We start from the raw sequence: 25,797 nt of genomic DNA on the forward strand, positions 1-25,797 counted from the left end.
TGGATGGAAAATGACTTATCCAAATTATTTTATGATGTTTGTCCTAGCCATAACACTTTTGTTTTGAACTGACTATATATTACGAGTAGATTGTCAAACGAGTTACAAGGTAATGAACTCGTAAGATTAGAAGCGTTCATCCGCTGGGTGAAACGTGAGATTCAAAAAATGTAATTGTCTTCAACTATAAAAAACCGCCACAGCAATTACTATGGTGGTTTTTTAATGTCAGTAATTAGTCTATTATCTTTAAAGGAATAGAAATCGAACGTAAGGAACACCATGAACCATCTCACTGTCGGACAACGCGCGCCTTTGGGCAACCTTGCTATTGACGACATCGCACCCATCACGCTCAAGTTCACTCGCCAAAGCCCAATAGAGATGGACATCAGTTGCTTTGCCTTAGACGCAGCGGGCAAACTGATCAATGATGATTACATGGTGTTTTATAATCAGCCAACCTCACCTTGCGGGCAAATCAAGCTCACCCATTACGAGTCGCAGCCAACGGCGAGTAAAGGCATCCAAGCCGAGTTTGAAGTCAACTTATCCAAACTGGCGACTAATATAGACAGCTTGTTTTTTGTACTATCAGCCGACACGCCGCTCAATCAAATTCAATCACTAGAGATTGGCATTTGGCAGCAATCACAAAAGGCACAGGCAGCGTATCAAGCAGCAGACTTTGCCCAGCAGCAAGCCAGTATGTTGATGCAGCTTTATCGTAAGGGTGGCGTGTAGCGAGTATCTAACGTCGCGCAAGGCTTTAATGGTGGACTTGCCGCTATCGTGCAGCACTTCGGTGGCGATGTAGAAGAGAGTAGCCCGCAACTACTCGAGCCGACCGTAACGCCAGTGCAAGCAAAACCGTCGTTAGAGAAGGTCATGCTAGACAAAGCACCAAAACTAGTCAATCTGGCTAAAAAAGCCACGATATCGCTTGAGAAACGCCAATTGCAGCAGTTAACCGCAAAAGTGGCACTAGTGCTAGATGCCTCAGGCTCAATGAACAGACAATATAAACAAGGCCGCGTGCAAGAGGTGGTCAACCGCTTATTACCATTGGCAGTAAGCTTCGATGACGACCAAGCGCTAGACTGCTGGGCGTTTGCCAGAGATCCGCAGTATTTGGGTGAGATTGGGCTGAGTAACTATGACGGTTTCATTGACAACGCTCACGGCGGCTGGCGCAAATGGGCACTTGGCCCGCGTGTGAATAACGAAGCAGAAGTCATGAAAGCCGTGACGGAGTTTTATCAAAAAGACGGCTTGGATGTGCCTATCTACGTGCTATTTATCAGTGATGGCGGGGTGAATGACAATCGCGGTATCACGAGAGTCATGACGGAAGCGGCGAAACTACCGATATTTTGGCAGTTCGTGGGCTTGGGTGGTCGTGGTTATGGCATTCTAAAAAAACTAGACGACATGACAGGGCGCGTGATTGATAATTGCGACTTCTTTGAATTAGACGATTTGGATGACATTAGCGAAGAGTCTCTTTATGAGAGTATGCTAGAAGAGTTCCCAAGCTGGCTAAAAGAAGCTTGTAAGATTGGATTGATAACATCATAACTGAGGAGTAACCGCCATGTTCACTGTGAAAACAACATCAACTACAAAAGCCCTCACTTTAAGTGCTTTGTTTTTAAGTCTAAGCGCTTGCGTCTCTTTACCTACCAATGAAAACATCTTAACAGATGCTGATCTCATTCGAGCTGCCCAGCAAAAAGAATCAGCGCCAACCGAAGGCGCGCAGTAGAAGGTCATTGGCGTGCATAACGGTATTGCAGTGGTCAAATCCTTTCAGTGCTCAGACCTCTGTCCGCAGAATACCTTGCGCGTGATTTATTATGACGTACCTACCGATGCCACTTGTGACAGTATCGGCGGTGTGACCAAATCCATATTAGTACCCATCGCCATTACCGTAATGCCAAAAGAATACTGTTTTCCAAAGGCAATCGCAGACTACTGGGAAAGCTATCCTGCCAAACCGTAGTGAGTAACGACCGATATTTACCTAACTGCTAAACAAGCTACGTATCGGTAGCAAAACCGTGCAAAATCAGTCTTGAACCTAGGTTTCAATTTCTTTATCTTTGATAACTTATATAGGTAGTCCATACCTGATGACCTAATGTCTCACACTGACTGATAAAACTATCATGACTCAATTAAAAAAATCTTTTTATTACCGACCCAAGACCAATCAACATAACAATCCAACGGTGCGTTGGATGTTTTTGATATTTGGTTGGTTGTTTTTTGCCTTGGGTATCATTGGGGTATTATTACCTGTCATGCCGACCGCACCTTTTATCTTACTAGCGGCAGGGTGCTGGGCGCGTAGCTCACGACGCTTTCATTTTTGGCTGATTAATCATAAATATTTTGGTAAATTCGTCCGAGATTGGGAAGATCGCCATGCTGTACCTTTATATGGCAAGTGGCTAGCGACGATAATGATGGCAATTTCAACAACAATGTTATTTTTTAACATTCCTGCAGATATGATGTGGGTAGCTTGGCTGGTAGCCACGGTCTGTACTGGGGTAGCGGTCTATTTGTTCCGTTTGCCAAATGCCTAAAATGCGTTGATTTTAGGGCAAAAAACAGTCAAAAAGCGGCTTTGGTTACATGAAACCTAAGATAATACTTGCGAAAATGGGATCTTGCCCTTATAATACTTCCAAGCTTAAGAGCAGTTCTGCACCAAATCATTACCTCGTAGTATTAGTTATAATCCTTCGTTTTAATATTTATCGTTCAGTAGCTATTTGCAAGCGTTACCGGTCACTAGACCATTAATAAATTTAAAAGTAGGATTATCAATATGTCAGATACTCAAAAAGGTACAGTTAAGTGGTTCAACGAAGCTAAAGGCTTTGGTTTTATCGCTCCAGAAACTGGCGCAGACGTTTTTGCTCATTACAGCGAAATCACTGGTTCAGGTTTCAAAACTTTAGCTGAAGGCCAAGAAGTTGAGTTCACTGTAACTCAAGGTCAAAAAGGCCCACAAGCCCATAACATCGTTGCTATCTAATCTGTCTTTATAGACACTTAGAGCAAGATGAAAAAAAAGCGAACCTTCGGGTTCGTTTTTTTTCGTCTACGATTTAGTACAAGCTATTTGCAATCAATAGCTTAATATCTATAACGTGCACTTTATGTTGATTGGCTTTTAAATCAGACAATGAACCAAAAATGCCGATGACTACGCTGGTCGTCGGCATTTTTGATCTATATAACTCACAGCAATAATGATAACGAGCGGCAAGGATATTTGGTAGTTTACTTTAGCCAATCAAGCTAATACCAATATTAATAAATCCACCGCCAACGATCAGCCAAGCAAACATAATCGTCCCAAGTATTAAAGGTTTGACGCCCGCTTGTTTAATAGCGCTCAGATGCGTAGTTAAGCCCAGCGCAAACATCGCCATGGTGAGCAGCACATCGTCTAGCATGACCATACTACGCTCAAAGCTTGCGGTCATCGGCACCCAAGTGTGCAGTAAGACGATGGCAATAAATATAAAGGCAAACCAAGGGACTTTGACTTCTTTAATACGACTCATAAATGAAGCATTTTCACCATTTTCACTACAGCCTTTGGTCAGAGCAAAAGACAATACCAGTAAGAAAGGGGCGAGCATCATGACCCGAATCATCTTGGTGACAACAGCTGTATCACCCACTTCAGGACTGACTGCGTTACCAGCGACGACGACTTGAGCCACTTCATGAATGGTTGAACCCGTATAAACTCCGTACTGCTGAGCACTTAACCAAGGTTGCAACCAACCAAGATGGTATAAAAACGGATAGAGTAGCATCGCAACCGTACCAAAGACCACCACTGTCGCCACGGCGATAGTGACTTTATGCGCTTCTGCTTTAACGATTGGGTCGGCGGCGATGACGGCGGCTGCCCCGCAAATACTCGCGCCTGAGCCAATCAATATAGTCGTTTTTTTATCGACTTTTAGCCATTTCGTACCCAGCCAATAGGTCAATAAAAAAGTCGATGTTAGTACCAGTGCATCCGTCATAATCGCTGGCATACCCACGCTAGCAACTTGGGTCACTGTTAGTTTAAAACCATAAAACATAATGGCGAGTCTTAAAATCTGCCCTTTAGCAAAACAAACTCCTTCATTTAAACGCTCAGCAAAATTGGTATAGACCGTATTGCCAAGTATCATCCCGATCAAAATCGCTAGCGTCAGTGATGACAGTCCTACGATGCGCCCATTTGTCCATGTGTTTACACTAGTATTGAGCCATAAACAAAATAGACTGCCAATCAGCACGACGATGAGCCCTGCTAGATGGCGGCTGCGTGGAAAATAGTTGTTCACTGATTGGGTCAAGGCGTACATGACTGACTGTCCTATTATCTATAATCGAAATAAGCATAAGCTTATGAATAGACATTATAAGATAGACAAATCTATAATAAAAACAGATTAATTAGATACAAATTATCGATTTTATAGGTTAATAGAAAGTCTTAGGGTTAAAAAGACAGTTTTTTAGATAATAGAGGGTTTTCAAAATAACAGATGGTTTTTAGATTGTATCAATAAGATAGGATGTCAGAGAAATTATGAAAAAAGCCATGCAGGGATTACCAAAGATTACCCTCAAGCAATTATCGGTGTTTGTCAGTATTTATCAAACCGGTAGTACCAGTCGTGCCAGTGAAGCGCTGCATTTATCGCAGTCGGCGGTCAGTAGTGCGTTGACAGAATTAGAAGCAAGGCTGCAAATGCCATTGTTTGAACGCGTTGGGCGTAGGCTCAATCAGCACCCCAATGCCCATCCTATTTATATACAAGCTCAAGCTATCCTAGGGCAGTCGTTGACACTAGAGCATTATCATAAGCACCAAGCAGGGCAGATCCACATTGGTGCTAGTACGACTATTGGCAATTACGTACTGCCGCCGCTGCTTGCCAAGCTCTATGAGGCGCTGCCAGATGCAGATGTTGATATGTATATTGCCAATACTCAAGAGGTAGTAGCAGAAGTTGAGCAACTAAATATTGATATTGCTTTAGTCGAAGGTATGCCGCGCCCAGTAGATATGAAGGTGATTGAGCAGCGCGTGTGGCGCACTGATACTTTGATGATTTTTGCTAAGCACGACAGCAAATGGTTGACCGATGTGGGTTATTACAACGATGCAAATAATTGCTATGAGCTGAGTATTGAGCAACTATCAACGCTACCACTATTGGTACGAGAAGCGGGGTCTGGTACGCGGCAGATCATTGATGAGCAATTATTGCAGCATTTGCCCAATGCTGAGGTGATTATGGCAATACAGCAGTCGGAGGCGATTAAGCATATGGTCAGTGCTGATATTGGACTTGGGTGCCTGTCACAGCACGTCATTGAAGCAGAGCTTGCAACAGGGAAGCTGGTACAAGTGCAGGTTGCAGGAATTGATTTGTCACGTACATGGTGGCTGGTATGGCATAAAGCGCGCCATCAAAGCCCGATTTGGCAAAGCTTTATTGATATTATTCAAGAGGATCGTGTGTAAAGGTAGCTATAGTCAGCTCCGTATTAAAAAATATAGCGAAACTGGAATAAATTTTTGTAGCCTCTGTCGACGCAGCCACAGCAAGCAAGAAAAATTTGTACCAGTTTCGCCCTATAATAAAGTGCATTCACCTTATTTAGTATCGACTGTATTAATTCTATGCTTACACTTATTTATTGACCGGCTTATCAAGTCTCACAACTAAGCTGTCACAAGGTACATTTGGCAAGATATTATCTGCCGTTGCGCCGCTAAGCCAAGCTGCGATGCCATGACGTTCATGACGACCAATAACCAATAAATCAACGTCATTCTTATGGCAATAGTTGACAATACCTTCACTATTTGAGATGGCAGTCGTCACCTCAGAGTTGACCACATGTAAGTTGTTACGATCTAAAAACTGCGCCAGTTTTGCACGCGCTTCTTGGCAACGCTCATCATCAATCTCATCATATAAGCTTGAGGCAGGCACCAGCTCGTAGCCAAAGCCAACCATGGTATCTTTTACGATATGCAATACCGATAATTTGGAGTCAGGACGATTATCAACGATACGCTTGGCTTTTTGAGCAACCAAGTCAGCATCGGATAGTAAGTCGGTGACCAATAAAATATGTTGGTAACTCATGAGCGGCTCCTTCCTTGTGGCAGATGATTTTAACTATAGCACTACTAATGACTGCTGTTAAGTAGGCTTTGTTAAATCGGGCGCTATCTTTATCCATTATTCTTGATGACTTATTGTTTTTCTCCACCCACTGTCTTGACTTACTAGCGTATTAGCCCCATCTACTGTCGTTAGGCAAATTCTTTTTAGCTGATAAATGCCATTCAATTCGAAGATGACCTATGAGGCTTTGATAACTTTAATTGTTTATTCAAAGCGATCTTTTTATAAATATAAATTTTACTATTTTAATTGCTGATATCGATTTCATACCTTGGTTATTGGCTAAGATGATACTGAAGTAATTAATGCATAAGGATAACCATGACCGACACGCTATTTACCGCTGATTTAACCCTGCATCCTGCCTTTGAGCTGATTGAGCACCGCCATATCGATGCATTATCGATGGATGTGCTGATCAGTCAGCATATCAAAACCGGAGCGATGCATTATCACTTGGCGCATCCGAGTGATGAAAATGCCTTTTTGGTCGGCTTTCGTACCCAGCCGATGGATTCAAAAGGTGAGGCGCATATTTTAGAGCACGTCGCATTATGTGGCTCTGAAAAGTTCCCCGTTCGTGATCCGTTCTTTTCGATGATTAAGCGCTCATTAAATACCTTTATGAATGCGATGACTGCTGCCGATTGGACAGCGTATCCGTATGCCACGCAAAATAAAAACGACTACTTTAATTTGCTTGCCGTTTATCTTGATGCGTCATTTTTCCCCAATATTCACCCGCTTGATTTTGCCCAAGAAGGCATCCGTGTTGAGTTAGACGAAAATGACAAGCCGCAATTTAAGGGTATCGTTTTTAATGAAATGAAAGGCGCAATGAGTGGCGAGATTGACCAGTTGTATCATACGGTCGCCCATCATCTGTTCCCAACAACGACCTATCACTATAATTCGGGCGGTGATCCTGCTGATATCCCAGATTTGACCCATCATGAACTGGTTGAATTCCATCAGAGCCATTATCATCCGTCAAACAGTGTGATTATGAGCTTTGGTAATATTCCAGTCGCTGAAACGCAAGCAAAAATCCATGACGATGCTTTGATTCAGTTTGAAGCGGGCAAAAAACATGTATCCCGTCCAGAGCAGCGTTTGTCTGCACCTATTAGCGCGGTCGATACTTATACTGCTGATGAAGCTGGTCCCGATCAGACTCATCACGTGCTTGCGTGGTTATTACCATCGATTACTGATCCGAAGCAGCGTTTGGCACTGCGTCTCTTAGAAGGCGTATTGATTGAGCATGCTGGCTCGCCGTTACGTGCCTATTTAGATAGCCACCCACTAGGCAAAGCGCCAAGTCCATTATTGGGATTGGATGACAGTCATTATGAGATGGTCTTTTATACTGGTTTACGCGGCTCTAACCCTGAACATGCTGAAGCAGTAGAGCAGGGTATTATTGATTTGCTTAAAGAGGTCGCGAGCAAACCGATTGATGATGAAACCATTGAAACTATCTTGCATCAAATCGAGATTGATCAGCGCCATATCGGCGGTGATAGCATGCCGTATGGTTTGAATCTCATGCTAGAAGGCTTTAGTACGGCGATTCATGATGGCAATCCCATTGATGTCTGGGAAGTTGATGAGCATTTACAATGGCTACGTGAACAAGTAAAAGATGCGCAATGGTTACCGAATTTAATCAAAACTCATTTGCTTGATAATCAGCATCGTGTGCGCGTCACAATGACGCCTGACAGCGAAAAAACCGCCCGTCTGGCAGCAGCTGAACAGACCCGTCTTGATACCATCGAGATGGATTTGACCGCTGATGATAAAGCTATCTTAAAACAACAAGCGCTTGATTTGGCAGCGCGCCAAGCGGCACCAGATGATTTAAGCTTATTACCAAAAGTTGGTTTAGAAGATGTGCCGACCGATATCAGCTTTAAGCAAGGCACGCAAAAGCAGATTAATTTAAGCGGCAAAGACAGCACGTTATTCGAATATGAAGCGGGCACTAACGGCTTGTATTATTATCAAATCATCGTACCGTTAACCGATGAGATTGGTAAGAATAAGAATGAAGAGCTACCCGTTAATGAGGTGATTAATCATCCGCTGTTGCCTATCTATTTAAGCTTATTATCAGAGCTAGGTACAGATTCTCTGAGTGCTCACGAAATGCAGGCCAAACAAGCGGCACATTCATCTGGTGTGACGGCTCGTATCAGCCAACGTACCAATGTCGATGACAGCCAAGCGATTAGCAGCTACTTTGTGGTGGCAACGCGCGCGCTCAATCGTAAACCTGAAGCGATTGATTTACTCAAAGAAGTCATGGAACATAGCGTATTCACTGAGCATGACCGTATCAAAGAAATCTTGCAGCAGCGTCAAGCAGGTTGGCAATCAAACCTTGCTGGTTCAGGGCATTCTTATGCCATGCAAACCGCCAGTCGCGGCATGAGTCGCCAAGCACAATTAGAATATGTACGCAGCGGTCTGCCAGCACTAAACGCGTTAAAAGACTTCTTAACCCATGCCAGTACTGATGATGCGCAGTGGGATAAATTGGCAACCAGCTTGATGGATTTACATCAACGGTTAATCAGCTTGCCTAAGCATGCGGTTATTATCTGTGAAGCTGAACAAACCGAACGCTTGAGCAACTTAATCGTTGATAGCTGGAAAGACAGCCAAGCGCCGAAGATTGCAGCGCAGTTAAAAAATTCTGATGCGAGTATCGAAGCAAATATTCCAAGTGAGTTTACGGAATTATCGCTAAATGCTGCATTAAGTGGTGAAAACACAGCTGCAACAGAAGAAGTAGCCGTTGACGATTTGGCATGGCTGGTTCCAACCAATGTCTATCATAATGCCAGTGCTTATACCGTTCCTACGGCTGATCATCCTGATACGGTAGCCCTGATGGTATTAGCGCCTTACCTGCGCAATGGCTATCTGCATAGCGCCATTCGTGAGCGCGGCGGTGCTTATGGCGGTGGTGCGGGCTACGACGCCAATGCTTGTGCCTTTAAGTTCTTTAGCTATCGCGATCCACAGTGTGCTGAGACTTTTGCCCATTTCGATGCCAGTATCGAATGGCTGTTGAATGAACCGCAAACCGATGAGCAGTTAGAAGAAGCCATCTTAGGTATTATCTCAGGAATGGATAAGCCAGGCTCTCCAGCAGGTGAGGCAATTAAAGCCTGCTTCGCTGATTTGCATCATCGCGGTGTTGACTGGCAACGTAAAATGCGTGCAGCAATTTTGGCTGTAACAGTAGCTGACTTGCAACGTGTTGCTAAGCAATACCTGCAAGGGCAAAAGCATGTCCGCGCGGTATTAGCGCCTTATGATAAAGAAGCAGCAGTACAAGAGCTTGGCTTTAAAGTCTGTAAAATTAAAAGCTAGCTTTTAACTTGTAAAAAATCAGTATCTATATAAAAAACCGCCGCTTCCAGTATTTATATTGAAAGCGGCGGTTTTGTTTTGGTTGAGTATTTTAAAGCGCTATTTCTTAAAGGCTTACTTTTTAATTAAGTAATTAGCGACTGCTTTATAGGCAGGTAGCGAAGTTGGGTCGATTTTACCATTACTGGCTTCAGGGTATGAGGAAAAGCGAACGATGACCATATCGGCTGCTGGATCAACATAGACCGTTTGACCGTGGACGCCACGTGCTGCATAAATAGGCGTGGGATTATTAAACAGCCACCACATACTTTTATAGCTGCCATTATTGAGCTGTTTATAGCCCGCTTTTGCAAATGCGCCTTTATCACCGCCAGCTTCGATATTATCGACTACCGCTGTTGGGAATAAGCGCTCACCATTCATCTCGCCTTTATTGAGCATCAAGCTGCCAATACGTGCCATATCATGCAAACCTGCACTGATGCCGCCGCCAGCAAACGGCGTACCCTTAGCATCGACCGTCATATACGCGCTTTGTTCGGCACCGATTTTTTGCCAGATACGTTCAGAGAGCAGGTCATCGATTGCCTTGCCAGTGGTGCGTGAAATAATCCAGCCGAGTGCATCACTATTGATGGTTCGATAGTTAAACTCTACACCGTGCTCGCCCTTTTTAGGTACCGTTTGCAGATATTCAAAATAGCCATTGGGTCCGCTATAGCCTTTGGGTTTTGGTAACGGGCTTGCCGCTTCTGAATACTTCCAGATGTCTGCGTCAGGATCGGCATAGTCTTCACTATAATCGAGCGCCGTGGTCATATCCATCACTTGGCGTACGGTGGCATCGCCAAAGCCACTTTTTGCCAGCTCAGGAATAATAGAGGCAACCAATGCCTTATCATCAAGCTTACCTTCGGTGACGAGGATTTCTGCTAATAATCCTGTCATTGACTTGGTCATCGACATTGCGGCGTGATTACCCAGCTCATTGAGGCAACCATTTTGACGCTCATAGACGACCTTGCCATGATGCATGATCATAATGCCGTCTGTATAGTTGGCATCAAGTGACTGCCGCCATGTCATAGGGCGTTTGCTATTGGTTGGGGTAAAGGTAATGGCATCAATATTTTTATCGAGTGCATAGTCAAGTTTGGATGGTGCACCGATACCGCGACTGACTTCGGTAGTGGGCATTAGCTCTCGAATATGACAGACTGTCCAACGCAGTTTGGGAAAGCTAAAAAAGTCCGACTGTGGTTGAGTGATTAGCTTGTCTTTTGGAGGCGGGAAACCTTGCATCCAGCCGAGCGTTTGCGGGTCTGATTCCTTAGCGGTTAAAGGGGTGCTTTCAGCATGACCGCTTACACTCGTCAGCCCTAGGGCTAAAGTTAGCGGTAATAGGGCAAAAGAGTGTTGTAGTGTCAGCATGGTATCCTCGCGACTTAGCTTAAGCGGTTAACATTAGGCAATAAAAAACCATTGATAAGATTTGAGCTTAATTCTTATCAACGGTCTTTACTACTTGCTTTTGTAAGTCAGCTTTTTAGCGAGCTTCGTTATTAATAGCGCTTAATGGCTTGGTCTTTACCAATGATCTCTTGATGAATTGGGAATTGATCATAACTGTCGTAATGTTGACGGTCTGCAAAATAGCTTTTTAGGGTACGGCGTACCGCTTCAAACGCAAGCTTATCCCAAGGAATGTCTTCTTCTGTGAATAACGCACAATCAAGACTTTCAGAGCCGATACCATAAGCACCGTCTTTTAGTTCGGTGATATAGATGCTATAGATTTGACCAATATCTGGAATGTCATACAAGCAATATAAATGTGGATTGATCACGACCGCGTCAGCCTCTTCAAAGCTCTCACGCGCGGCACCTTCGGCCATGGTTTCGCCGTTTTCCATAAAGCCTGCAGGTAACGTCCATAAGCCATACTGCGGCTCGATTGCGCGTCGACAGAGCAGCACCCGATGTTTATGGACGACCAGTGAACCACAGATTATCTTTGGGTTTTCATAATGAATATAATGACAGTTTGGGCATACCAAACGTGGTATATTATCCGTAGCTGGTATTTTGCGTTCTGCTTCACAACCGCATTGTAGACAATAGCGCATATTGACTGCCTTATATAATGAAATGAGAGAGATAAGGTTACTTTAAGACGTATAACTTTAAGATTTATAATTATTGTTGTATCAGATACTAGGGCTATCGAATATCAGATTATTATCTGACAATCGCCCTTTATATTAAGATAACACAAATCTTCCTCATACTGGCAATGATAATAATAACAGCGTATTTTGTGAGTTGAATCACCGTTGGAATTCCTTGTGTGCTAACAGAATAGACCAAGCCTATCAGTCACACAAAAGGTATGCAGTTATTATCAGATTGCGCTAGGCTATAAGTGACTCTATTTTAAATTGACTATGTTACCAATAGCGCGGGTAGTGTCTGCCACGACCAATGTTGTTGTAAATGAGCGCTACCACTACTAAGGCAAGGGCACCTACTAGCGTCGGAGTGAGCAAAAAATGCCACTTTACGCCGCCGAGCATCACAATCAATGGATTGGATCCTGCAGGTGGATGCGGTACGCGCAGCAGTAACATGAGAGCAATTGCCGTACCAACGGCAAGGGACAAGCTCCACCACTCAACCCCAAATAAAGACATAAAAGCTAAGCCAGTAAAGGTAGTAATAAGATGACCACCGACAATGTTTCTTGGCTGAGCAAAAGGGCTTTCTGGATAAGCAAAAATAAGCAGGCAGCTGGCGCCAAATGAGCCCAAAATCATCGCGATATTTTGCCAATTTCCCAGTAATGCCAATACAGCAGTGGCAAATGTTCCGCCAGCCCAAGCAATAGCAATGATGACTAATGGCAATCTTTGCGGGCAATCATCAGTTTTGCCCTGCATTTTATGTAATGAAAAAATCTTATCCACGAGCATTTCCTAAATAATATATGAACGACACCCTTGATCCATGAGGACCAATTGTAGTCGTACAATGATAAAAGACCATGTCTGTCTGACGGTTGTCGCAATCTGCTTGCTGCAACGATTCAACGCTTTGATGGCTAATACTGATAAAAAAACAGGGCAATTATAATGCTAAATCCCTCACAGTCCGTACGTTTTGATGAAATGACAGTCGCTGTACCAGATTTTATACGTTATCCCACGATCAGAAAGTTGGCTGAACGGGTGCAGCACGAGACCTTAAAAGCTATTGCTAGTCCCGCACTTTATGACTCTCACGACCATTCGCGCAGTGCCCGTATTTTAAATAGTCTTTATCAAACCCCAATCGCCGATGCCTCTATCTTGGTCGCTATCACTCATGAGCGCCATCCTAAGCTGCTGCTGACTCGCCGCGCTGCTCATATGAACAGTCATGCTGGCGAGGTATCCTGTGCTGGTGGCAAACATGAAGTAGGTGATGGTAACAATGTCGTTACCGCCCTACGTGAGGCTTGCGAGGAAACTGCGCTACCGCCTAATAAAGTTCAGCTGCTTGGTCAACTGCCTATCCAAACCTCTAAAAGTGGTATGAGTGTACGTCCTATTGTGGCGCTTATTGCGCCAGATCTGCTTTTGGTGCCAGAGCTTGGGGAGATATCACGCATTTTTTGGGCAGATTTTGAGACTTTATTAACTCAGCCAACAGTCGAATATTCCATAGAATATACATTGCAAGATCAGGCAGCAACGCTTCTGACACCGAGCTGGCAAGTAGATGGCGAAACAGTGTGGGGTCTGACGGGACGAGTCATTGCCAGTTTATTAGAAACAGGCTTTGATCGGCAGCTAGAGTGGTATTACCGCATACAAGACACTCGATCATAGAAGTGTTAGATGCTCGCTAATAATCATGTTTTTGGCGAAGGAGGATCGTTATTATAAACGTTAGTGATAATGAATGCATTCTATTTATAATAATCATCATTTTTCTTTAACCACCAGTTCATATTGTCTTGGCGTTTAGCACGAAATGCTTCTAGCTTGTTGGCGACTCTACTATTGTGTTGACGGGCAGTATCGAGGGCAAATAGAATCGGCACGGAAGACAATACGCCAAAGCGTATTTTTGATTTTGGTAGGTTTAGCCCATCGCCAATATCATCACCAACCAAGGTACGGGTCACGCTGGCATTGACCATCTCAACAAAACGCCCACGGCGATTGTCCTCACCCATCAGCTGACGTGGCAAATCGTGTAGGGCTTTTGCCAGTGGTCGTCCCATTTTAAAATCAAGCTGCTGAATCGACAAATAGGTATAGAGCCATTCCCAACTGGCGGCTTCATCTTTTGGCAGTCGCTGCAAATCTACCCCCATCCAATAACTGGCAAGATTCCATAAATGCAAAATGCCTTCTGCTTCCTCAGTGCTAATACGGGCGCCAAGCAATCTTAATCCGCGCATAATCAATAGTGAAAACTGCAAATGAGTAGCAATCATATCGGTTTGATTGATAGGAATACCCCAATATGCGGTATTCCAGCTGCCATCTGGATTGTGATGTTGGTTGGCATCTGGTATGACGCCTTTAGCAGCATTGCCTTTACCTTTGAGCAAGTTCTGTCGTACTGAGGTATGTATTTGACGTACTTTAATGGATTGCTGCCAACCTTCAGAGCCGATAGCCAGTACTCGTTCAATATTAGGTTTGCTATGCTCTGAATCTAAATGCAATTGAGGGTGCTCAGAGACCGCCAAGATATAGGCGTAGGTACGCATCAATCTTGGTAAAGCGTCATGCATCAGTGCGCCAGTCTGAATCAGCGGTAGCGATAAGGCAGGGATACTATAGCCTGCCATGAGGGCCACATTACGCAACAGCCAAATCAGCATCAGTGGATAACGGCGATAGGCAACCGCGCCGATTTGGGCAAGCTTAGGATCAAACCAATCGGGATGGCGACTAAATTGTTCAGTTAATGCGTTGAATGAGGAATTATTCTTGAGGTTAGAGTCCGCTTTCTCATCAATAATAAACTGCTGTAATGGCTTGGCAAAACGAATGCCATCAGAGGCTAGATCATCTGCTATTGGATCGCCAATATCGTAGCCTGCAACTATTTCCTCTAACAAATCTTGCGATATGACAAAGTCTTTTGGCAGTAGATAACGCTTAATGCGTTTTAATACTTGCAGATCACTATGATCATCAATGGCAGTGGTGCGTCCATGACGCTGATAAGAAACAGGCGCTTGATGACAGCCTGCACCTTGCCGAGCACTGGCGGTACTTGTTTTAGCGATTTTTTTAGAGATGTCGATGGAATCCATATTTATAAGCAACTCTGTATCAACTGCTTTTTATGAAGTTGATTGAGCTACTTTGGGATAAAGTAGCTCAATCGTACATTAAGAATGACGCGTTAAGTCTACAGAGGTTACATTAACCTCATCTTTTAAAGTGGCTTTGAGCATCATATAACCTGCGATACCAGAGACGATTGAACCCATAATGATACCCAAACGCTCATCAAATAATGGTGTCTCACCGGCAAATGCAAGCCCACCGATAAACAAACTCATGGTAAAGCCCACACCACATAACAATGCTGCGCCATAGATTTGCTTAAAGTTCATACCTTTTGGCATAGTAGAAATGCCCAGTTTAAAGATTAACCAGCACATCAGCATGACGCCTACTTGTTTACCGATGAACAGTCCGGCGGCAATACCAAGCGGCACAGAATGAAACAGCTCGCCAAACCCTGCGCCCTTAAGCGAAATGCCCGCATTGGCAAAAGCAAACAATGGCAGGATACCGTAAGAAACGGTGTTTTGTAGGTCGTGCTCAAGCTCTTCAAGCGGGGAATGCTCAGGGTCAGTGCGATCAAATAAAGGAATAAATAGCGCCAATACAACCCCAGCTAATGTTGCATGGATACCGGATTTGAGTACGGCAACCCACATGATAACGCCAATTAGCAAATAAGGAGTTATGCTAGTAACGTTACGGCGATTAAGCAGATATAAAAACGGCAGACATAAGCCCGCGATAGCCAGTGAACCAAGCGATAAATCATTGGTATAAAATAAAGCAATGATAATAATCGCGCCGATATCATCAAAAATAGCAATCGAGACTAAGAATACTTTTAATGAGTTGGGTACGCGATTACCAAGTAAACTCAAAATACCAAGAGCAAAGGCGATATCGGTTGCGGCAGGAATCGCCCAACCTCGCCAAAACTCAGGTTCATTATAGTTAAAAAACAGATAGACGATGGCTGGCATGATCATTCCGCCAAGAGCCGCCCCTGCTGGCAAGATAATTTGCTTTACATTGGACAGCTCGCCGATTAACACTTCACGCTTAAGCTCAAGTCCCACTAAAAAGAAGAACACTGCCATCAAGCCATCATTAATCCAATGATGCGCATCTTTAGCGATTGAGAAGCTGCCAATTTGAATAGCGACAGGTGCGTGAATAAAGGATTCGTACCACGTATTTAGAGAAGTATTAGCAATAATCATTGCTGCGATAGCTGCCAGCGCTAGGACGATGCCGCCCGAAGCCTCGAGATTAAAAAACGCTCTGATTTTATGTATTGCCATATTGTCCTCATTAACTAAATAAAACGTGCGAAAGTATTCAAAAGCTCAAGTATTTTTGTATGTCTGTAATGGCTCCGCCTTAAGTACGCGACCACATATGGGGACGAGTCTTTGTTAGCACTGATGTTTATAATACCAGTGTAATAGACGTATATCCCTAGTTTCTCATATTCTTATTCATATAAACAAATGAAATAGGTTACCGGTATTACCTTTTAACTTGAAAGCTTCATGACGAAAAAAGCTGTTTTTAAAGTATCTTGTGCGATAAATCTAGCAGAATTTGCTAGGGTTATGGCTTTTTTCGCAGTTTTATCTTTATAATAAGCCGCTTTACGTAACGGTTAGCATCGGATTTGACTCTTATAGCATTAGCCGTTATCAAAATAATATACACATTATCTATCCATATTTTTTGCCTGATATTCATCCAACTACTTTTAAATGAGCGTTTTTAAACAAATACTATCAAAAAGTATTGCTAAAAAAATGCTGCTAAAAAGTAGAATTGGTTGAATCTTTTAAGGCTTGTGTCTCTTATATCATAAATTTTGCAGGTCAGTGTCATGGACGTATCCCTTTCTATTGAAGTTATTCTAATGTTGACCGCTGTAGCCGCGTTGGCAGGTTTTATCGATGCTATTGCTGGTGGCGGTGGTTTGTTGACCATTCCTGCCATGCTACTTGCCAATATTCCGCCTGTATTGACATTGGGTACCAATAAGCTACAAGCAGCATCAGGGGCACTAGCGGCGTCTATTACCATGATTAGAAAGGGTGTGGTTAAACCCAAGAATATTAAAACAGCGATTATTGCGGCTTTTATTGGCTCTATCTTTGGCTCAATCGCGGTGCAGTTATCGCCACCTGACTTGTTAGAAAAGCTGATTCCATTTTTGATTGCGGCCATTGGTATCTATACTTTGTTTGCCCCCAAACTTGGTGAAGTGGAAGCTGCCCCTCGTATCTCAGAAGGTGTTTGGCAAAAAATTGCCGCCCCTTTAATTGGTTTTTATGACGGCTATATGGGACCTGGGACGGGTATGTTTTTTGCGCTTGGCAATGTGGCGTTACGTGGTCGAAAAATTATCGAAGCAACTGGTGCGGCAAAGGTACTGAATTTATCGACCAATATTGGCTCATTAATCTTCTTTATATTGGGCGGTAATGTATTGTGGACAGTAGGGCTGGCGATGATGGTAGGGCAAACTATAGGGGCGTATTTTGGCTCGCATATGGTAGTAAAAGGTGGCAGTAGACTCATTCGTCCCATGATTGTATTGGTTTGTCTTGTGATGGTGACTAAATATGTACTTGGTTAGTGGAGAGTAGATTGATCAAGAAGAATGCAACTCTTGGTCTAAAAACGTACTTGCTGCATAAAAAAACCTCAGACCAATCGGCTGAGGTTTTTTTATGACTTATTTATAGGCAATCACTGATCACGATTAGCCGCGCTTAACATCGTCATACTCGCTGCCCATAATGCCATCACTAAAGACTTCAGAGAATTCGCGTTCGCTGTTCTCATCGATATGACCGTCAAAGACATCTTTTGAGCCAGCATCAGGATCGTTATAAATCGCTAAATCCATTTTACCTTCTGATTTTGCGACGATAGCGGTCACCGCAGCATCACCGCCGACATTGACTGCTGTACGTAACATATCAAGGATACGGTCGACCCCTAAAATAAGACCAATACCTTCAATCGGTAGACCGACTTGGGCAAATACCATTGACAGCATGATGAGACCAACACCTGGAACACCTGCCGTACCGACAGAGGCGAGCACTGACATCAAAATAACGGTCAAATACTCAGTGATACCCAAGTCAATACCATAAATATTGGCAATAAAAATGGTCGCTGTGCCTTGCATGATGGCTGTACCATCCATGTTGATCGTCGCGCCAAAAGGGATGGTGAATGAAGCAACTGAGTTATTAACACCCATGCGCTTGGTGACCGTACGCAAGGTAATTGGAATCGTTGCATTCGAGCTTGAAGTACTAAAAGCAAAAATCTGTACTTCGCGCATTTTTGCCAAAAACGTTCTGACTGACAAGCCTGAAGACAGCTTGAGGACAATCATCATGGTCACAAAGAAATGGAATGCCAGTGAACCAACCAGTACCGCAACATAACCAAGTAATGACCAAATCAGGTCTAAGCCAAGTTCTGCCATGGCTTTGGTCAATAGCGCAAAGACACCATATGGTGCAAGATTCATAATGATAGTCACCATTTTTAAGATGACTTCATTGATGAGCTCTAAACTTTGAACCAAGCCTTTAGCGGGTTTTCCTACCATCAAAATACTAATACCAATCAAAACGGCAAAGAAGATAATTGATAGCATGTCGCCATTTGCCATCGCACTGATGGGGTTAGAGGGAATAATATTGGAAAATACATCAAGTAGTGGTGGCGCTTTCTCAGCTTCAAACGCCGCCTCTGTTGCTATATTCATGCCTTTGCCGATACCAAACAGTACGCCAAGCCCAATAGCAGTTGCAATCGCCAGTGCTGTCGTCACCATATAGATGAAAAAGGTTTTGGTACCAATACGTCCTAATAGACGAATATCACCGATACCGCATACGCCGCAGATCAGTGAAATCAAGACCAGTGGCACGACGAGCATTTTTAGCGAGTTAACAAACAGCTTACCGACAATGGCAAGAAAACCGTTGGTGACATAATTATTAACAAAGCTGCCTTCCGTGTTCAAGCCAGAGTAGTTTATAAATAGACCCAGTATAATACCGAGCACCATGGCAACAATAATTTTGCCGGTCAAACCCATATTTTTCCACATAAACGCTATCCTTGGTGTCCGTTACGCACAGCAATAGACACAATAGCGCGCTCAATATGAGTGCAAGATTGCTGTCATGACTGTTACTGTGACGTCTATAAATATATGAACTGACCTTTAAGTCAGATTTTGGGGGACAATATAAAAGAATAGCTAGGGATACTGCAAGATTTTTTTATGACTTAAATAACGTGACATTATAATATTAGTATGTTCGGATTTTTCATCTGTCAAAAATTCATATGAATTTGACTGAATGAAGCGTTGTTGAAGGAGCATAAAAAAATAATATGAGCGATAAAATAAAAAAGCGAGATGACTCTGATGAGACCACCTCACTTGCTTCAATCAATATAGATAAATGGCGATAGGTAGATCAATCCTAGTTAGACATTGTCGTTTTCGCCACGGCGCAAACCATCTTTCCATGTAGGGTCACTGGTTTCTGTTTGCTGCTCGTGATTGTCTTGCTCCCTACTTGTGCTAGCAAATTTATCTTTGTTTAATCTATGGTTATAACTCATACGTTCATTTAGATGCGATGCTGCATCACGGTGACGCGAGCCAAGGGCTTCTATTTCAGGATGTGAATCCTGAAAATCAGTCTGTGCATTAATTTCCTTGGCGGTATCTTGTTCATTGACCATTTTTACATCGCCATCACTCTCATAGCCATGATCAGGGTTAGCATCTCCTGTTGGTTGGTTATTGTCTGGCATTGAATCCATTGATGCGATATTTTCAGAGGTCTGCTGCAGATTATCAGGGTTCAATACCTGATTTAACTGAGCATTGTTTTTTAACTGAGCATCGCTTTTTAGTTCAGCATAGTCAGTTAGCCTATGTACAGCGTTCTCTAAACTGTGTGGGTTAGCACGTTCTTGAACTTTTGATAAATGCTTATCAAATGTATCGGTCAATAAGGAATCATAGCGTATAGAATTATAGGTTATTAACTGTTCAGCTTCTTCTTCAGTAATGTCACCATTTTGACTGGCATAGACCACATGATCTTCAAAAGTTAAACCTTCAAAACTGTCTTTATGTTCTGCTTTTTTAAATTTCTGCCATAAAGGTTCGACTTCGAGCAGTATTTGATAAGCATGCTCCATACGCCCTGTGACATCATCCGGCTCAGTATTATAATAAACCATGGTTTTAAGATAGTCGCGGAAGGGATTTGCTTCAAAATCATCCATAAACGTATCACCCAGTTGGCGTTTTAATTCATCACTCACTGGGGCAAAGATACGACCACTGGGAAAAGTCACAAAGCTCACTAATTTGGCTGCAAACTGATTTGGAAAATTGGCAAATAAAGATAGGAATGCTTCTTGGATAGTATAAAGGCTATTTTTTAGCGCCACTTCAGCATGCAAGCGCTCAGCGACTGATTTGCTGCCATATTCATAGAACTGCAAAATAGCTGTACAGATAAATAGATGAGAGTGGATGTCTGCTAAGCGCCCAGATAGCATCTCTTTGCGTTTTAAATCACCAGCCAATAACCCTAAAGACATGTCAGCAGTTAAAGCAAAGCCTGCGCTTAAGCGGTTAATGTCTTTGTAATAGGGACGGGTAAAATTATCTGCAAAATTTGGCGCATCATTGCTGCCACCAACATAGCCTGCTACGAACGCTTTCGCACCGCGATTAAAGGTATAGCCCAAATGCTTAAAGAATAAATTGTCGAATTGCTTGAGTGCGCCTTCTTTATCTTCGCTTTGTAGTAGCTGCAACTCATCGAATAGATAAGGGTGACAGCGCATCGCCCCTTGACCAAAAATCATCAACGAGCGCGTCAATATATTTGCGCCCTCAACGGTAATTGATACTGGGATCGCTTGATAAGGAATTGCTAAAAAGTTGCGTGGTCCCATTTGTACTGCGCGACCACCAACGACATCCATACCATCATTAATCACTGAACGCATGGTCTCAGTGGCATAGTATTTTGCCATTGCTGTCATCACTGATGGTGTACCACCTTGGTTTAGACCACAAGTCACCAGATGCCTAAAAGCTTCTAACATATAAGTATTACTGGCAATGCGGCTGGTGGCATCTTGCACGCCTTCAAATTTTCCGACGGATATTTTAAATTGCTCACGAACCTTTGCAAAGGCACCAACCGACAAATAGCTCATTTCACTGGCAGAAGTCGATAGGGCAGGCAATGAGATTCCGCGACCGACACCCAAGCATTCCATCAGCATGCGCCAACCGCGACCTGCATTTTCCACTCCACCAATAATATAATCTAGCGGTATAAAGACATCTTGACCATCGACTGTGCCATTCATAAATGGCGAACCGATTGGATTGTGGCGTGGACCGATAATGACCCCTTGGTGGCTGGCTGGAACCAGCGCACAAGTAATACCGTAATCGGTTTTTTCAAGATCACCAAGTAAACCTTCGGGGTCGTGCATTTTAAATGCTAAACCTACTACTGTTGCGATAGGGGCTAAAGTAATCCAACGCTTAGAGAAATTCATGCGTAGACCAAGCACTTGCTCACCTTCATGCATGCCATAACAAACCACCCCAGTATCCGGAATCGCACCGGCATCAGAGCCCGCTTCTGGACCTGTCAAGCCAAAGCACGGAACCTCTTCACCTTTCGCTAGACCCGGTAGCCAGCGCTGCTTTTGCTCATCGGTACCGTAATGCATCAACAGCTCACCAGGACCGAGTGAATTTGGTACCATACAAGTCACTGCAGCAGTCGGCGAGCGTGAGGCAATCTTACTCATCACGCGACTTTGGGCATATGAGCTAAATTCTAATCCACCATATTCTTTGGGAATAATTAAACCCAAAAAGCCATTGGCTTTGATAAATCGCCACGCCTCTGGTGACAGCTCTTTATCTTCATGATGAATTTGCCACTCATCAAGCATTGCACAGAGCACTTCTACTTCATTATCTATAAAGCTTTGCTCTTCTTCTGACAATTCTGGATAGGGGTATTTTGCAAACGTATCCCAATCAGGCGCGCCCATAAACAGCTCTTTTTCCCACCAGCTAGTACCAGCATCAAGTGCTTCACGCTCGGTGTCACTCATGCTTGGCATGGCACCGCCTAAGGCTTTATAAACAGGCTTGGTGATCATGCTTTGACGAATAGGGGTGATCAGCAACATCAGGCAAAGTAGGGCAATGGGTAGACCTAGGATAAGCGACCATGGACTGATGAAAGCCGTAACGAGGACAGTAATTAAAGCAACAATGCTGCCTGTGACACGCGATAATGACAACAAAAAGATGGCCAAGACCATGGCTAATTGAATGATGACTGCCAAAATAAATAAGCCAATGGCCATAACTGCCTCCTTTGCAACGCTTAATAAAAAAGCGTCAAAATATAAGTGAATAAGAAAGTTTGAAATAACTATGATTGTTGTTTTATATTCCAAGCTTCCTTTTTTATAGTGAAAAATAGTTTTAGTTTTTTGACATTAATGATTTCAAATAGAGCTGATATAAAATAAAAACTTCGCATCGGGAATAAAGGCTCTCCCAAAAATGAAGTTAACTACCAATATGAAACAGTTGTTTATAACTATCAAGAGCGAAAACGCTACGCTGTGTCGATAATATGTATCAAGATTTGTGTATATAACCAAATGCGAGTCATTAAACATTAGTTAAAAGGCGGTAAACCGTTTTCAGCATAAGATAAAGTCTCATTGCGCCCAACGATGACATGGTCAATCAAAGACAAATCTATAAGGTCACAAGCTTTTTTGAGCTCATAGGTTAACAAGTTATCCGCCGTTGATGGCTTAGCATCGGTATGCGGATGGTTGTGAGCAATAATGAGCTGGCTTGCAGCATGGCTTAACGCATGACGTAGCACATGCTTTATACAGACGGAGCAAGAAGAGATGCCGCCTGTAAACAATATCTCAAAATTGATTAGATTCAAGGCATTGTCCAAACATAGCACGGCGAACACTTCTCGCGGCTCACCGCGCAACTGAGTGCTGATATAGTCTTTGACCATTTGCGAGCGTCCAAGTCCTTGACCCGTTTTAAGCTGACTGTCCAAATAGCGTCTGCCCATCTCAAGTGAGGCGAGTATCTGCGCGTATTTGGCAGGACCGATGCCGTGACAAGCAAGGACAGTTTCTTGCGGCGCGGCTAACAGCTCTGCTAGGCTACCAAATTGCTCAATCAAATGACGAGCCAGCTCAATGGCTGACTGCGACTGTGTGCCCGTGCGCAGAAATATCGCCAATATCTCAGCGTCGGATAAGTGCGCGACGCCAAATTTTAATAGCTTCTCACGCGGTCTATCATCCTCATGCCAGTCTTTGATTGCCATGCTTATTCCTTAAGATGCACTTGCGACGAGATAAATTTAGAAAACTTTCCCTAACTTATCGCATAATTGCTACTATAAGCGCAATTTTATCTTTCAATTTTTTGCTGATGCCACGCTTATGTCAAATATCCTGCTTGCTATCACTGGCGGTATTGCCGCTTATAAATCTGCTGTATTTGCCCGTCTATTAATCAAGGCAGGCTTTGAGGTGCGCGTCGTTATGACGTCAGGTGCACAGGCTTTTATCACTCCACTAACCCTACAAGCTTTGACGGGTAATGAGGTGCATATCTCGTTACTCGATGAAAAAGCGGAAGCGGGCATGGGTCATATCGAGCTTGCAAAATGGGCAGACCTTATGGTCATCGCGCCGGCATCTGCCAATACGTTAGCGCGGCTGGCAATGGGTATGGCAGATGATTTACTGACCACGGTCTGTCTTGCAACGACAGCGCCAGTCATTATCGCGCCTGCGATGAATCAACAGATGTGGGCGCATCCTGCCGTTAACTTAAACGTGCAAACCTTGCGTGATATGAATTACCAAATCATTGCGCCTGCTAGTGGTGAGCAAGCTTGTGGCGATGTGGGTGCAGGACGCTTACCTGAGCCTGAACAGTTATTAGAAGAAATTTTACTGTTTCAAGCAATGCAGACGACGCCTCAGTTATTGGCAGGTAAAAGAGTCGTGATTACCGCAGGACCGACCGTTGAAGCCATTGATCCGGTGCGTTATTTGTCTAATCATTCTACGGGGAAAATGGGTTTTGCTTTGGCGCGTGCCTGTGTTGCTGCTGGTGCAGACGTTATCTTGATTGCTGGTGGCAAAGTTGCTTTGCCAACACCGCTCAATGTCACACGCATTGATGTATTGTCAGCTAAAGAGATGTTGACGGTCGCGCAGCAGTGTGTGACAGGCACGCATAGTGCACTACAGTATATGGTTGAAGATGAACATGATCATTCTCACGATCATATGCATGAGCACAGCCATGACCATGGCGACTGTGACTGCGATGAAGCACACGGGCATGAAGAGCAAGAGCTAGGAACACATGAGCATGGCATCGATGATCATATAAAAGTCGCTGATATCTTTATCGCCACCGCTGCGGTCGCTGACTATCGAACGGAAGAGGCAGCACCGCAAAAAATAAAAAAAACCCAAGACGCAATGACGCTAAGCTTGGTCAAAAATCCTGACATTTTAGCGACGATTTCGCTTGCTCATCCTGAGTTGTTTGTCGTTGGCTTTGCAGCAGAAACTCAAGATGTTGAACGTTATGCTCGTGGTAAGCTGCTTTCTAAAGATTTAGATTTGATTGCTTGCAATGACGTCTCACGTGCTGATATCGGCTTTGCCAGTGATGACAATGCAATGGAGGTTTTTTTCTCAACACATTATGAGCACGATAGCATCATACTTGATAAAGCAAGTAAGGATAAAATTGCTGAGCAGCTAACGACGATTATTGGTGAGGCGATTTGGCAACGTCACAGTGTTTAGTGATGTTTAGTGATGTTTAGTAGTGCTCAGTGCTGCTCATTACAGCACGCATTGTAGTGACGATTCGTATGATTACTTGTTGCATAAGCATAATACATATCGAAGAAGATATGAAGTCTTGACTAGTAGGGCTAACATGATAGATGGCGATAGTACTCAAACGTTATTGCTCATTGCGATTTTTGCTCTGGCATCCTTACTACACGGTATTAGTGGCCTAGGTATCACCTTGGTGACTACTACCGCGCTTGCCAGTATGTATCCTTTACCACATGCTATTGTATTAGTCATTTTTCCATCGTTATTACTCAATGCGATGACTTGGCTGGCAGGTGGTGGTCGCACGATTTGGCAAAATTTCATCTATTACGGCAGGCGCTATTGGTTACTGGCATTGACCAGCTTACTCGGTAGTATTTTAGGCGCGAAGCTCTTATTATGGGTCGATAGCGCATATATTTTATTGTTATTGGCAGCCGTTATTGGTTTTTACGTCATAAGCAGCTTGCTTGGTAAGCAACTTCGTCTACCTGCGACCAAGCCTGTGTTAATCATCGTTGGCTTTAGTGCAGGCGTGATTGGCGGCGCGACCAATGCTATGTCGACCATATTGATGATGTATTTATTGTCTGCAAGCAACGATAAGCATACTATCGCTAAAGTCGGTAATATGTGCTATTTCTTGGGTAAAATTGCCCAAATCATTGTATTGCGTGAGCCTATCATGGCATTAAGCAGTGGTGAATGGCAGCTGATTGCTTTACTTAGTGTCATGTCAATCACCGCGCTCTTAGTCGGCATCCGCTTGCGACGTTATCTACCACAAGCACGCTTTCGTCAGCTTATCTTAGTGATCCTTACAGTACTTGGTATACGTATCGGCTGGCAGGGGATTATGTCATTTATGGCTTAGCAGAAGCGAGAATAGA

Annotated in this window: 22 protein-coding genes; 12 read left to right on the forward strand and 10 right to left on the reverse strand. The window is 43.6% G+C overall.

The window, feature by feature from the left end:
* Positions 1-282: 282 nt before the first annotated feature.
* The 6 genes from JMX89_RS12840 to JMX89_RS12035 all read left to right on the forward strand — a co-directional run bounded on the left by JMX89_RS12840 (position 283) and on the right by JMX89_RS12035 (position 3,049).
* Positions 283-744 (forward strand): TerD family protein, encoded by a 462-nt coding sequence (locus tag JMX89_RS12840; protein ID WP_227673095.1) that lies wholly within the window; start codon positions 283-285, stop codon positions 742-744.
* A 48-nt stretch (positions 745-792) separates the two neighbouring features.
* Entirely contained in the window at positions 793-1,578 is a 786-nt protein-coding gene (locus tag JMX89_RS12845) for a vWA domain-containing protein (protein ID WP_227673096.1), read from the forward strand.
* A 16-nt stretch (positions 1,579-1,594) separates the two neighbouring features.
* Positions 1,595-1,765: a hypothetical protein gene (locus JMX89_RS12850; protein WP_227673097.1), complete on the forward strand. Its 171-nt coding sequence runs from the start codon at positions 1,595-1,597 to the stop codon at positions 1,763-1,765.
* Positions 1,766-1,777: 12 nt separating this feature from the next.
* Complete coding sequence (locus JMX89_RS12855) at positions 1,778-2,005, forward strand: hypothetical protein (protein WP_227673098.1); 228 nt, start codon at positions 1,778-1,780, stop codon at positions 2,003-2,005.
* Positions 2,006-2,171: 166 nt separating this feature from the next.
* On the forward strand, positions 2,172-2,594 hold the full coding sequence (locus JMX89_RS12030; RefSeq protein ID WP_011514448.1) for a YbaN family protein: 423 nt from the start codon (positions 2,172-2,174) through the stop codon (positions 2,592-2,594).
* Positions 2,595-2,839: 245 nt separating this feature from the next.
* Positions 2,840-3,049: a cold-shock protein gene (locus tag JMX89_RS12035; protein WP_010201661.1), complete on the forward strand. Its 210-nt coding sequence runs from the start codon at positions 2,840-2,842 to the stop codon at positions 3,047-3,049.
* A gap of 253 nt (positions 3,050-3,302) precedes the next feature.
* Here JMX89_RS12035 and JMX89_RS12040 read toward each other — a convergent pair whose 3' ends face one another.
* Positions 3,303-4,388, reverse strand: a complete 1,086-nt coding sequence (locus JMX89_RS12040) for a YeiH family protein (RefSeq protein WP_201532507.1) — start codon at positions 4,386-4,388, stop codon at positions 3,303-3,305.
* Between the two features lie 227 nt (positions 4,389-4,615).
* On the opposite strand from JMX89_RS12040, the gene JMX89_RS12045 reads away from it, so the two are divergent.
* Positions 4,616-5,557 (forward strand): LysR substrate-binding domain-containing protein, encoded by a 942-nt coding sequence (locus tag JMX89_RS12045; protein ID WP_201532508.1) that lies wholly within the window; start codon positions 4,616-4,618, stop codon positions 5,555-5,557.
* 169 nt (positions 5,558-5,726) lie between these two features.
* Here JMX89_RS12045 and JMX89_RS12050 read toward each other — a convergent pair whose 3' ends face one another.
* A complete protein-coding gene (locus JMX89_RS12050) occupies positions 5,727-6,188 on the reverse strand; it encodes a universal stress protein (protein WP_201532509.1) in 462 nt (153 codons plus the stop codon).
* Positions 6,189-6,551: 363 nt separating this feature from the next.
* Here JMX89_RS12050 and JMX89_RS12055 point away from each other — a divergent pair, with 363 nt between their 5' ends.
* Positions 6,552-9,614: an insulinase family protein gene (locus JMX89_RS12055; RefSeq protein ID WP_201532510.1), complete on the forward strand. Its 3,063-nt coding sequence runs from the start codon at positions 6,552-6,554 to the stop codon at positions 9,612-9,614.
* A gap of 114 nt (positions 9,615-9,728) precedes the next feature.
* On the opposite strand, the gene JMX89_RS12060 is transcribed toward JMX89_RS12055, so the two are convergent.
* The 3 genes from JMX89_RS12060 to JMX89_RS12070 all read right to left on the reverse strand — a co-directional run bounded on the left by JMX89_RS12060 (position 9,729) and on the right by JMX89_RS12070 (position 12,586).
* Positions 9,729-11,048 (reverse strand): serine hydrolase domain-containing protein, encoded by a 1,320-nt coding sequence (locus JMX89_RS12060; RefSeq protein ID WP_181209643.1) that lies wholly within the window; start codon positions 11,046-11,048, stop codon positions 9,729-9,731.
* 131 nt (positions 11,049-11,179) lie between these two features.
* Entirely contained in the window at positions 11,180-11,743 is a 564-nt protein-coding gene (locus tag JMX89_RS12065) for an NUDIX hydrolase (RefSeq protein ID WP_011514442.1), read from the reverse strand.
* Between the two features lie 321 nt (positions 11,744-12,064).
* Entirely contained in the window at positions 12,065-12,586 is a 522-nt protein-coding gene (locus tag JMX89_RS12070; RefSeq protein WP_133104776.1) for an HPP family protein, read from the reverse strand.
* A gap of 159 nt (positions 12,587-12,745) precedes the next feature.
* On the opposite strand from JMX89_RS12070, the gene JMX89_RS12075 reads away from it, so the two are divergent.
* Positions 12,746-13,483: an NUDIX hydrolase gene (locus JMX89_RS12075; protein WP_020444274.1), complete on the forward strand. Its 738-nt coding sequence runs from the start codon at positions 12,746-12,748 to the stop codon at positions 13,481-13,483.
* 80 nt (positions 13,484-13,563) lie between these two features.
* Here the strand turns inward: JMX89_RS12075 and JMX89_RS12080 are convergent, their stop codons facing one another.
* Together JMX89_RS12080 and nhaA are read right to left on the reverse strand one after the other, a co-directional pair.
* Positions 13,564-14,928 carry an oxygenase MpaB family protein gene (locus JMX89_RS12080; RefSeq protein WP_201532511.1) on the reverse strand — a complete coding sequence of 455 codons (1,365 nt, stop codon included), beginning with the start codon at positions 14,926-14,928 and terminating at the stop codon, positions 13,564-13,566.
* Positions 14,929-15,006: 78 nt separating this feature from the next.
* Positions 15,007-16,209, reverse strand: a complete 1,203-nt coding sequence (nhaA, locus tag JMX89_RS12085) for a Na+/H+ antiporter NhaA (RefSeq protein WP_011514438.1) — start codon at positions 16,207-16,209, stop codon at positions 15,007-15,009.
* Positions 16,210-16,775: 566 nt separating this feature from the next.
* On the opposite strand from nhaA, the gene JMX89_RS12090 reads away from it, so the two are divergent.
* Positions 16,776-17,531: a TSUP family transporter gene (locus tag JMX89_RS12090; RefSeq protein WP_041772313.1), complete on the forward strand. Its 756-nt coding sequence runs from the start codon at positions 16,776-16,778 to the stop codon at positions 17,529-17,531.
* 126 nt (positions 17,532-17,657) lie between these two features.
* On the opposite strand, the gene JMX89_RS12095 is transcribed toward JMX89_RS12090, so the two are convergent.
* From JMX89_RS12095 to radC, 3 genes are all read right to left on the reverse strand, one after another.
* Positions 17,658-19,031 carry a dicarboxylate/amino acid:cation symporter gene (locus tag JMX89_RS12095; protein ID WP_011514436.1) on the reverse strand — a complete coding sequence of 458 codons (1,374 nt, stop codon included), beginning with the start codon at positions 19,029-19,031 and terminating at the stop codon, positions 17,658-17,660.
* A gap of 386 nt (positions 19,032-19,417) precedes the next feature.
* Positions 19,418-22,357 (reverse strand): acyl-CoA dehydrogenase, encoded by a 2,940-nt coding sequence (locus JMX89_RS12100; protein ID WP_201532512.1) that lies wholly within the window; start codon positions 22,355-22,357, stop codon positions 19,418-19,420.
* Between the two features lie 320 nt (positions 22,358-22,677).
* Positions 22,678-23,361 carry a RadC family protein gene (gene radC, locus JMX89_RS12105; protein WP_201532513.1) on the reverse strand — a complete coding sequence of 228 codons (684 nt, stop codon included), beginning with the start codon at positions 23,359-23,361 and terminating at the stop codon, positions 22,678-22,680.
* Between the two features lie 118 nt (positions 23,362-23,479).
* On the opposite strand from radC, the gene coaBC reads away from it, so the two are divergent.
* A complete protein-coding gene (gene coaBC, locus JMX89_RS12110; RefSeq protein ID WP_201532514.1) occupies positions 23,480-24,868 on the forward strand; it encodes a bifunctional phosphopantothenoylcysteine decarboxylase/phosphopantothenate--cysteine ligase CoaBC in 1,389 nt (462 codons plus the stop codon).
* Between the two features lie 136 nt (positions 24,869-25,004).
* Positions 25,005-25,781 carry a sulfite exporter TauE/SafE family protein gene (locus tag JMX89_RS12115; protein WP_201532515.1) on the forward strand — a complete coding sequence of 259 codons (777 nt, stop codon included), beginning with the start codon at positions 25,005-25,007 and terminating at the stop codon, positions 25,779-25,781.
* Positions 25,782-25,797: the final 16 nt, after the last annotated feature.

Source organism: Psychrobacter sp. DD43 (assembly GCF_904846555.1).
Taxonomy (GTDB): Bacteria; Pseudomonadota; Gammaproteobacteria; order Pseudomonadales; family Moraxellaceae; genus Psychrobacter; species Psychrobacter cryohalolentis.

Bases quoted from the DNA above. Each gene is read 5' to 3' on its own strand.
- radC (WP_201532513.1), bottom strand. From the start codon at position 23,361: ATGGCAATCAAAGACTGGCATGAGGATGATAGACCGCGTGAGAAGCTA.
- JMX89_RS12840 (WP_227673095.1), top strand. From the start codon at position 283: ATGAACCATCTCACTGTCGGACAACGCGCGCCTTTGGGCAACCTTGCT.
- JMX89_RS12065 (WP_011514442.1), bottom strand. From the start codon at position 11,743: ATGCGCTATTGTCTACAATGCGGTTGTGAAGCAGAACGCAAAATACCA.
- JMX89_RS12060 (WP_181209643.1), bottom strand. From the start codon at position 11,048: ATGCTGACACTACAACACTCTTTTGCCCTATTACCGCTAACTTTAGCC.
- JMX89_RS12080 (WP_201532511.1), bottom strand. From the start codon at position 14,928: ATGGATTCCATCGACATCTCTAAAAAAATCGCTAAAACAAGTACCGCC.
- JMX89_RS12850 (WP_227673097.1), top strand. From the start codon at position 1,595: ATGTTCACTGTGAAAACAACATCAACTACAAAAGCCCTCACTTTAAGT.
- JMX89_RS12095 (WP_011514436.1), bottom strand. From the start codon at position 19,031: ATGTGGAAAAATATGGGTTTGACCGGCAAAATTATTGTTGCCATGGTG.
- JMX89_RS12075 (WP_020444274.1), top strand. From the start codon at position 12,746: ATGCTAAATCCCTCACAGTCCGTACGTTTTGATGAAATGACAGTCGCT.
- JMX89_RS12040 (WP_201532507.1), bottom strand. From the start codon at position 4,388: ATGTACGCCTTGACCCAATCAGTGAACAACTATTTTCCACGCAGCCGC.
- JMX89_RS12045 (WP_201532508.1), top strand. From the start codon at position 4,616: ATGAAAAAAGCCATGCAGGGATTACCAAAGATTACCCTCAAGCAATTA.
- JMX89_RS12100 (WP_201532512.1), bottom strand. From the start codon at position 22,357: ATGGCCATTGGCTTATTTATTTTGGCAGTCATCATTCAATTAGCCATG.
- JMX89_RS12030 (WP_011514448.1), top strand. From the start codon at position 2,172: ATGACTCAATTAAAAAAATCTTTTTATTACCGACCCAAGACCAATCAA.
- JMX89_RS12115 (WP_201532515.1), top strand. From the start codon at position 25,005: ATGATAGATGGCGATAGTACTCAAACGTTATTGCTCATTGCGATTTTT.
- nhaA (WP_011514438.1), bottom strand. From the start codon at position 16,209: ATGGCAATACATAAAATCAGAGCGTTTTTTAATCTCGAGGCTTCGGGC.
- JMX89_RS12050 (WP_201532509.1), bottom strand. From the start codon at position 6,188: ATGAGTTACCAACATATTTTATTGGTCACCGACTTACTATCCGATGCT.
- JMX89_RS12035 (WP_010201661.1), top strand. From the start codon at position 2,840: ATGTCAGATACTCAAAAAGGTACAGTTAAGTGGTTCAACGAAGCTAAA.
- JMX89_RS12070 (WP_133104776.1), bottom strand. From the start codon at position 12,586: ATGCTCGTGGATAAGATTTTTTCATTACATAAAATGCAGGGCAAAACT.
- coaBC (WP_201532514.1), top strand. From the start codon at position 23,480: ATGTCAAATATCCTGCTTGCTATCACTGGCGGTATTGCCGCTTATAAA.
- JMX89_RS12055 (WP_201532510.1), top strand. From the start codon at position 6,552: ATGACCGACACGCTATTTACCGCTGATTTAACCCTGCATCCTGCCTTT.
- JMX89_RS12090 (WP_041772313.1), top strand. From the start codon at position 16,776: ATGGACGTATCCCTTTCTATTGAAGTTATTCTAATGTTGACCGCTGTA.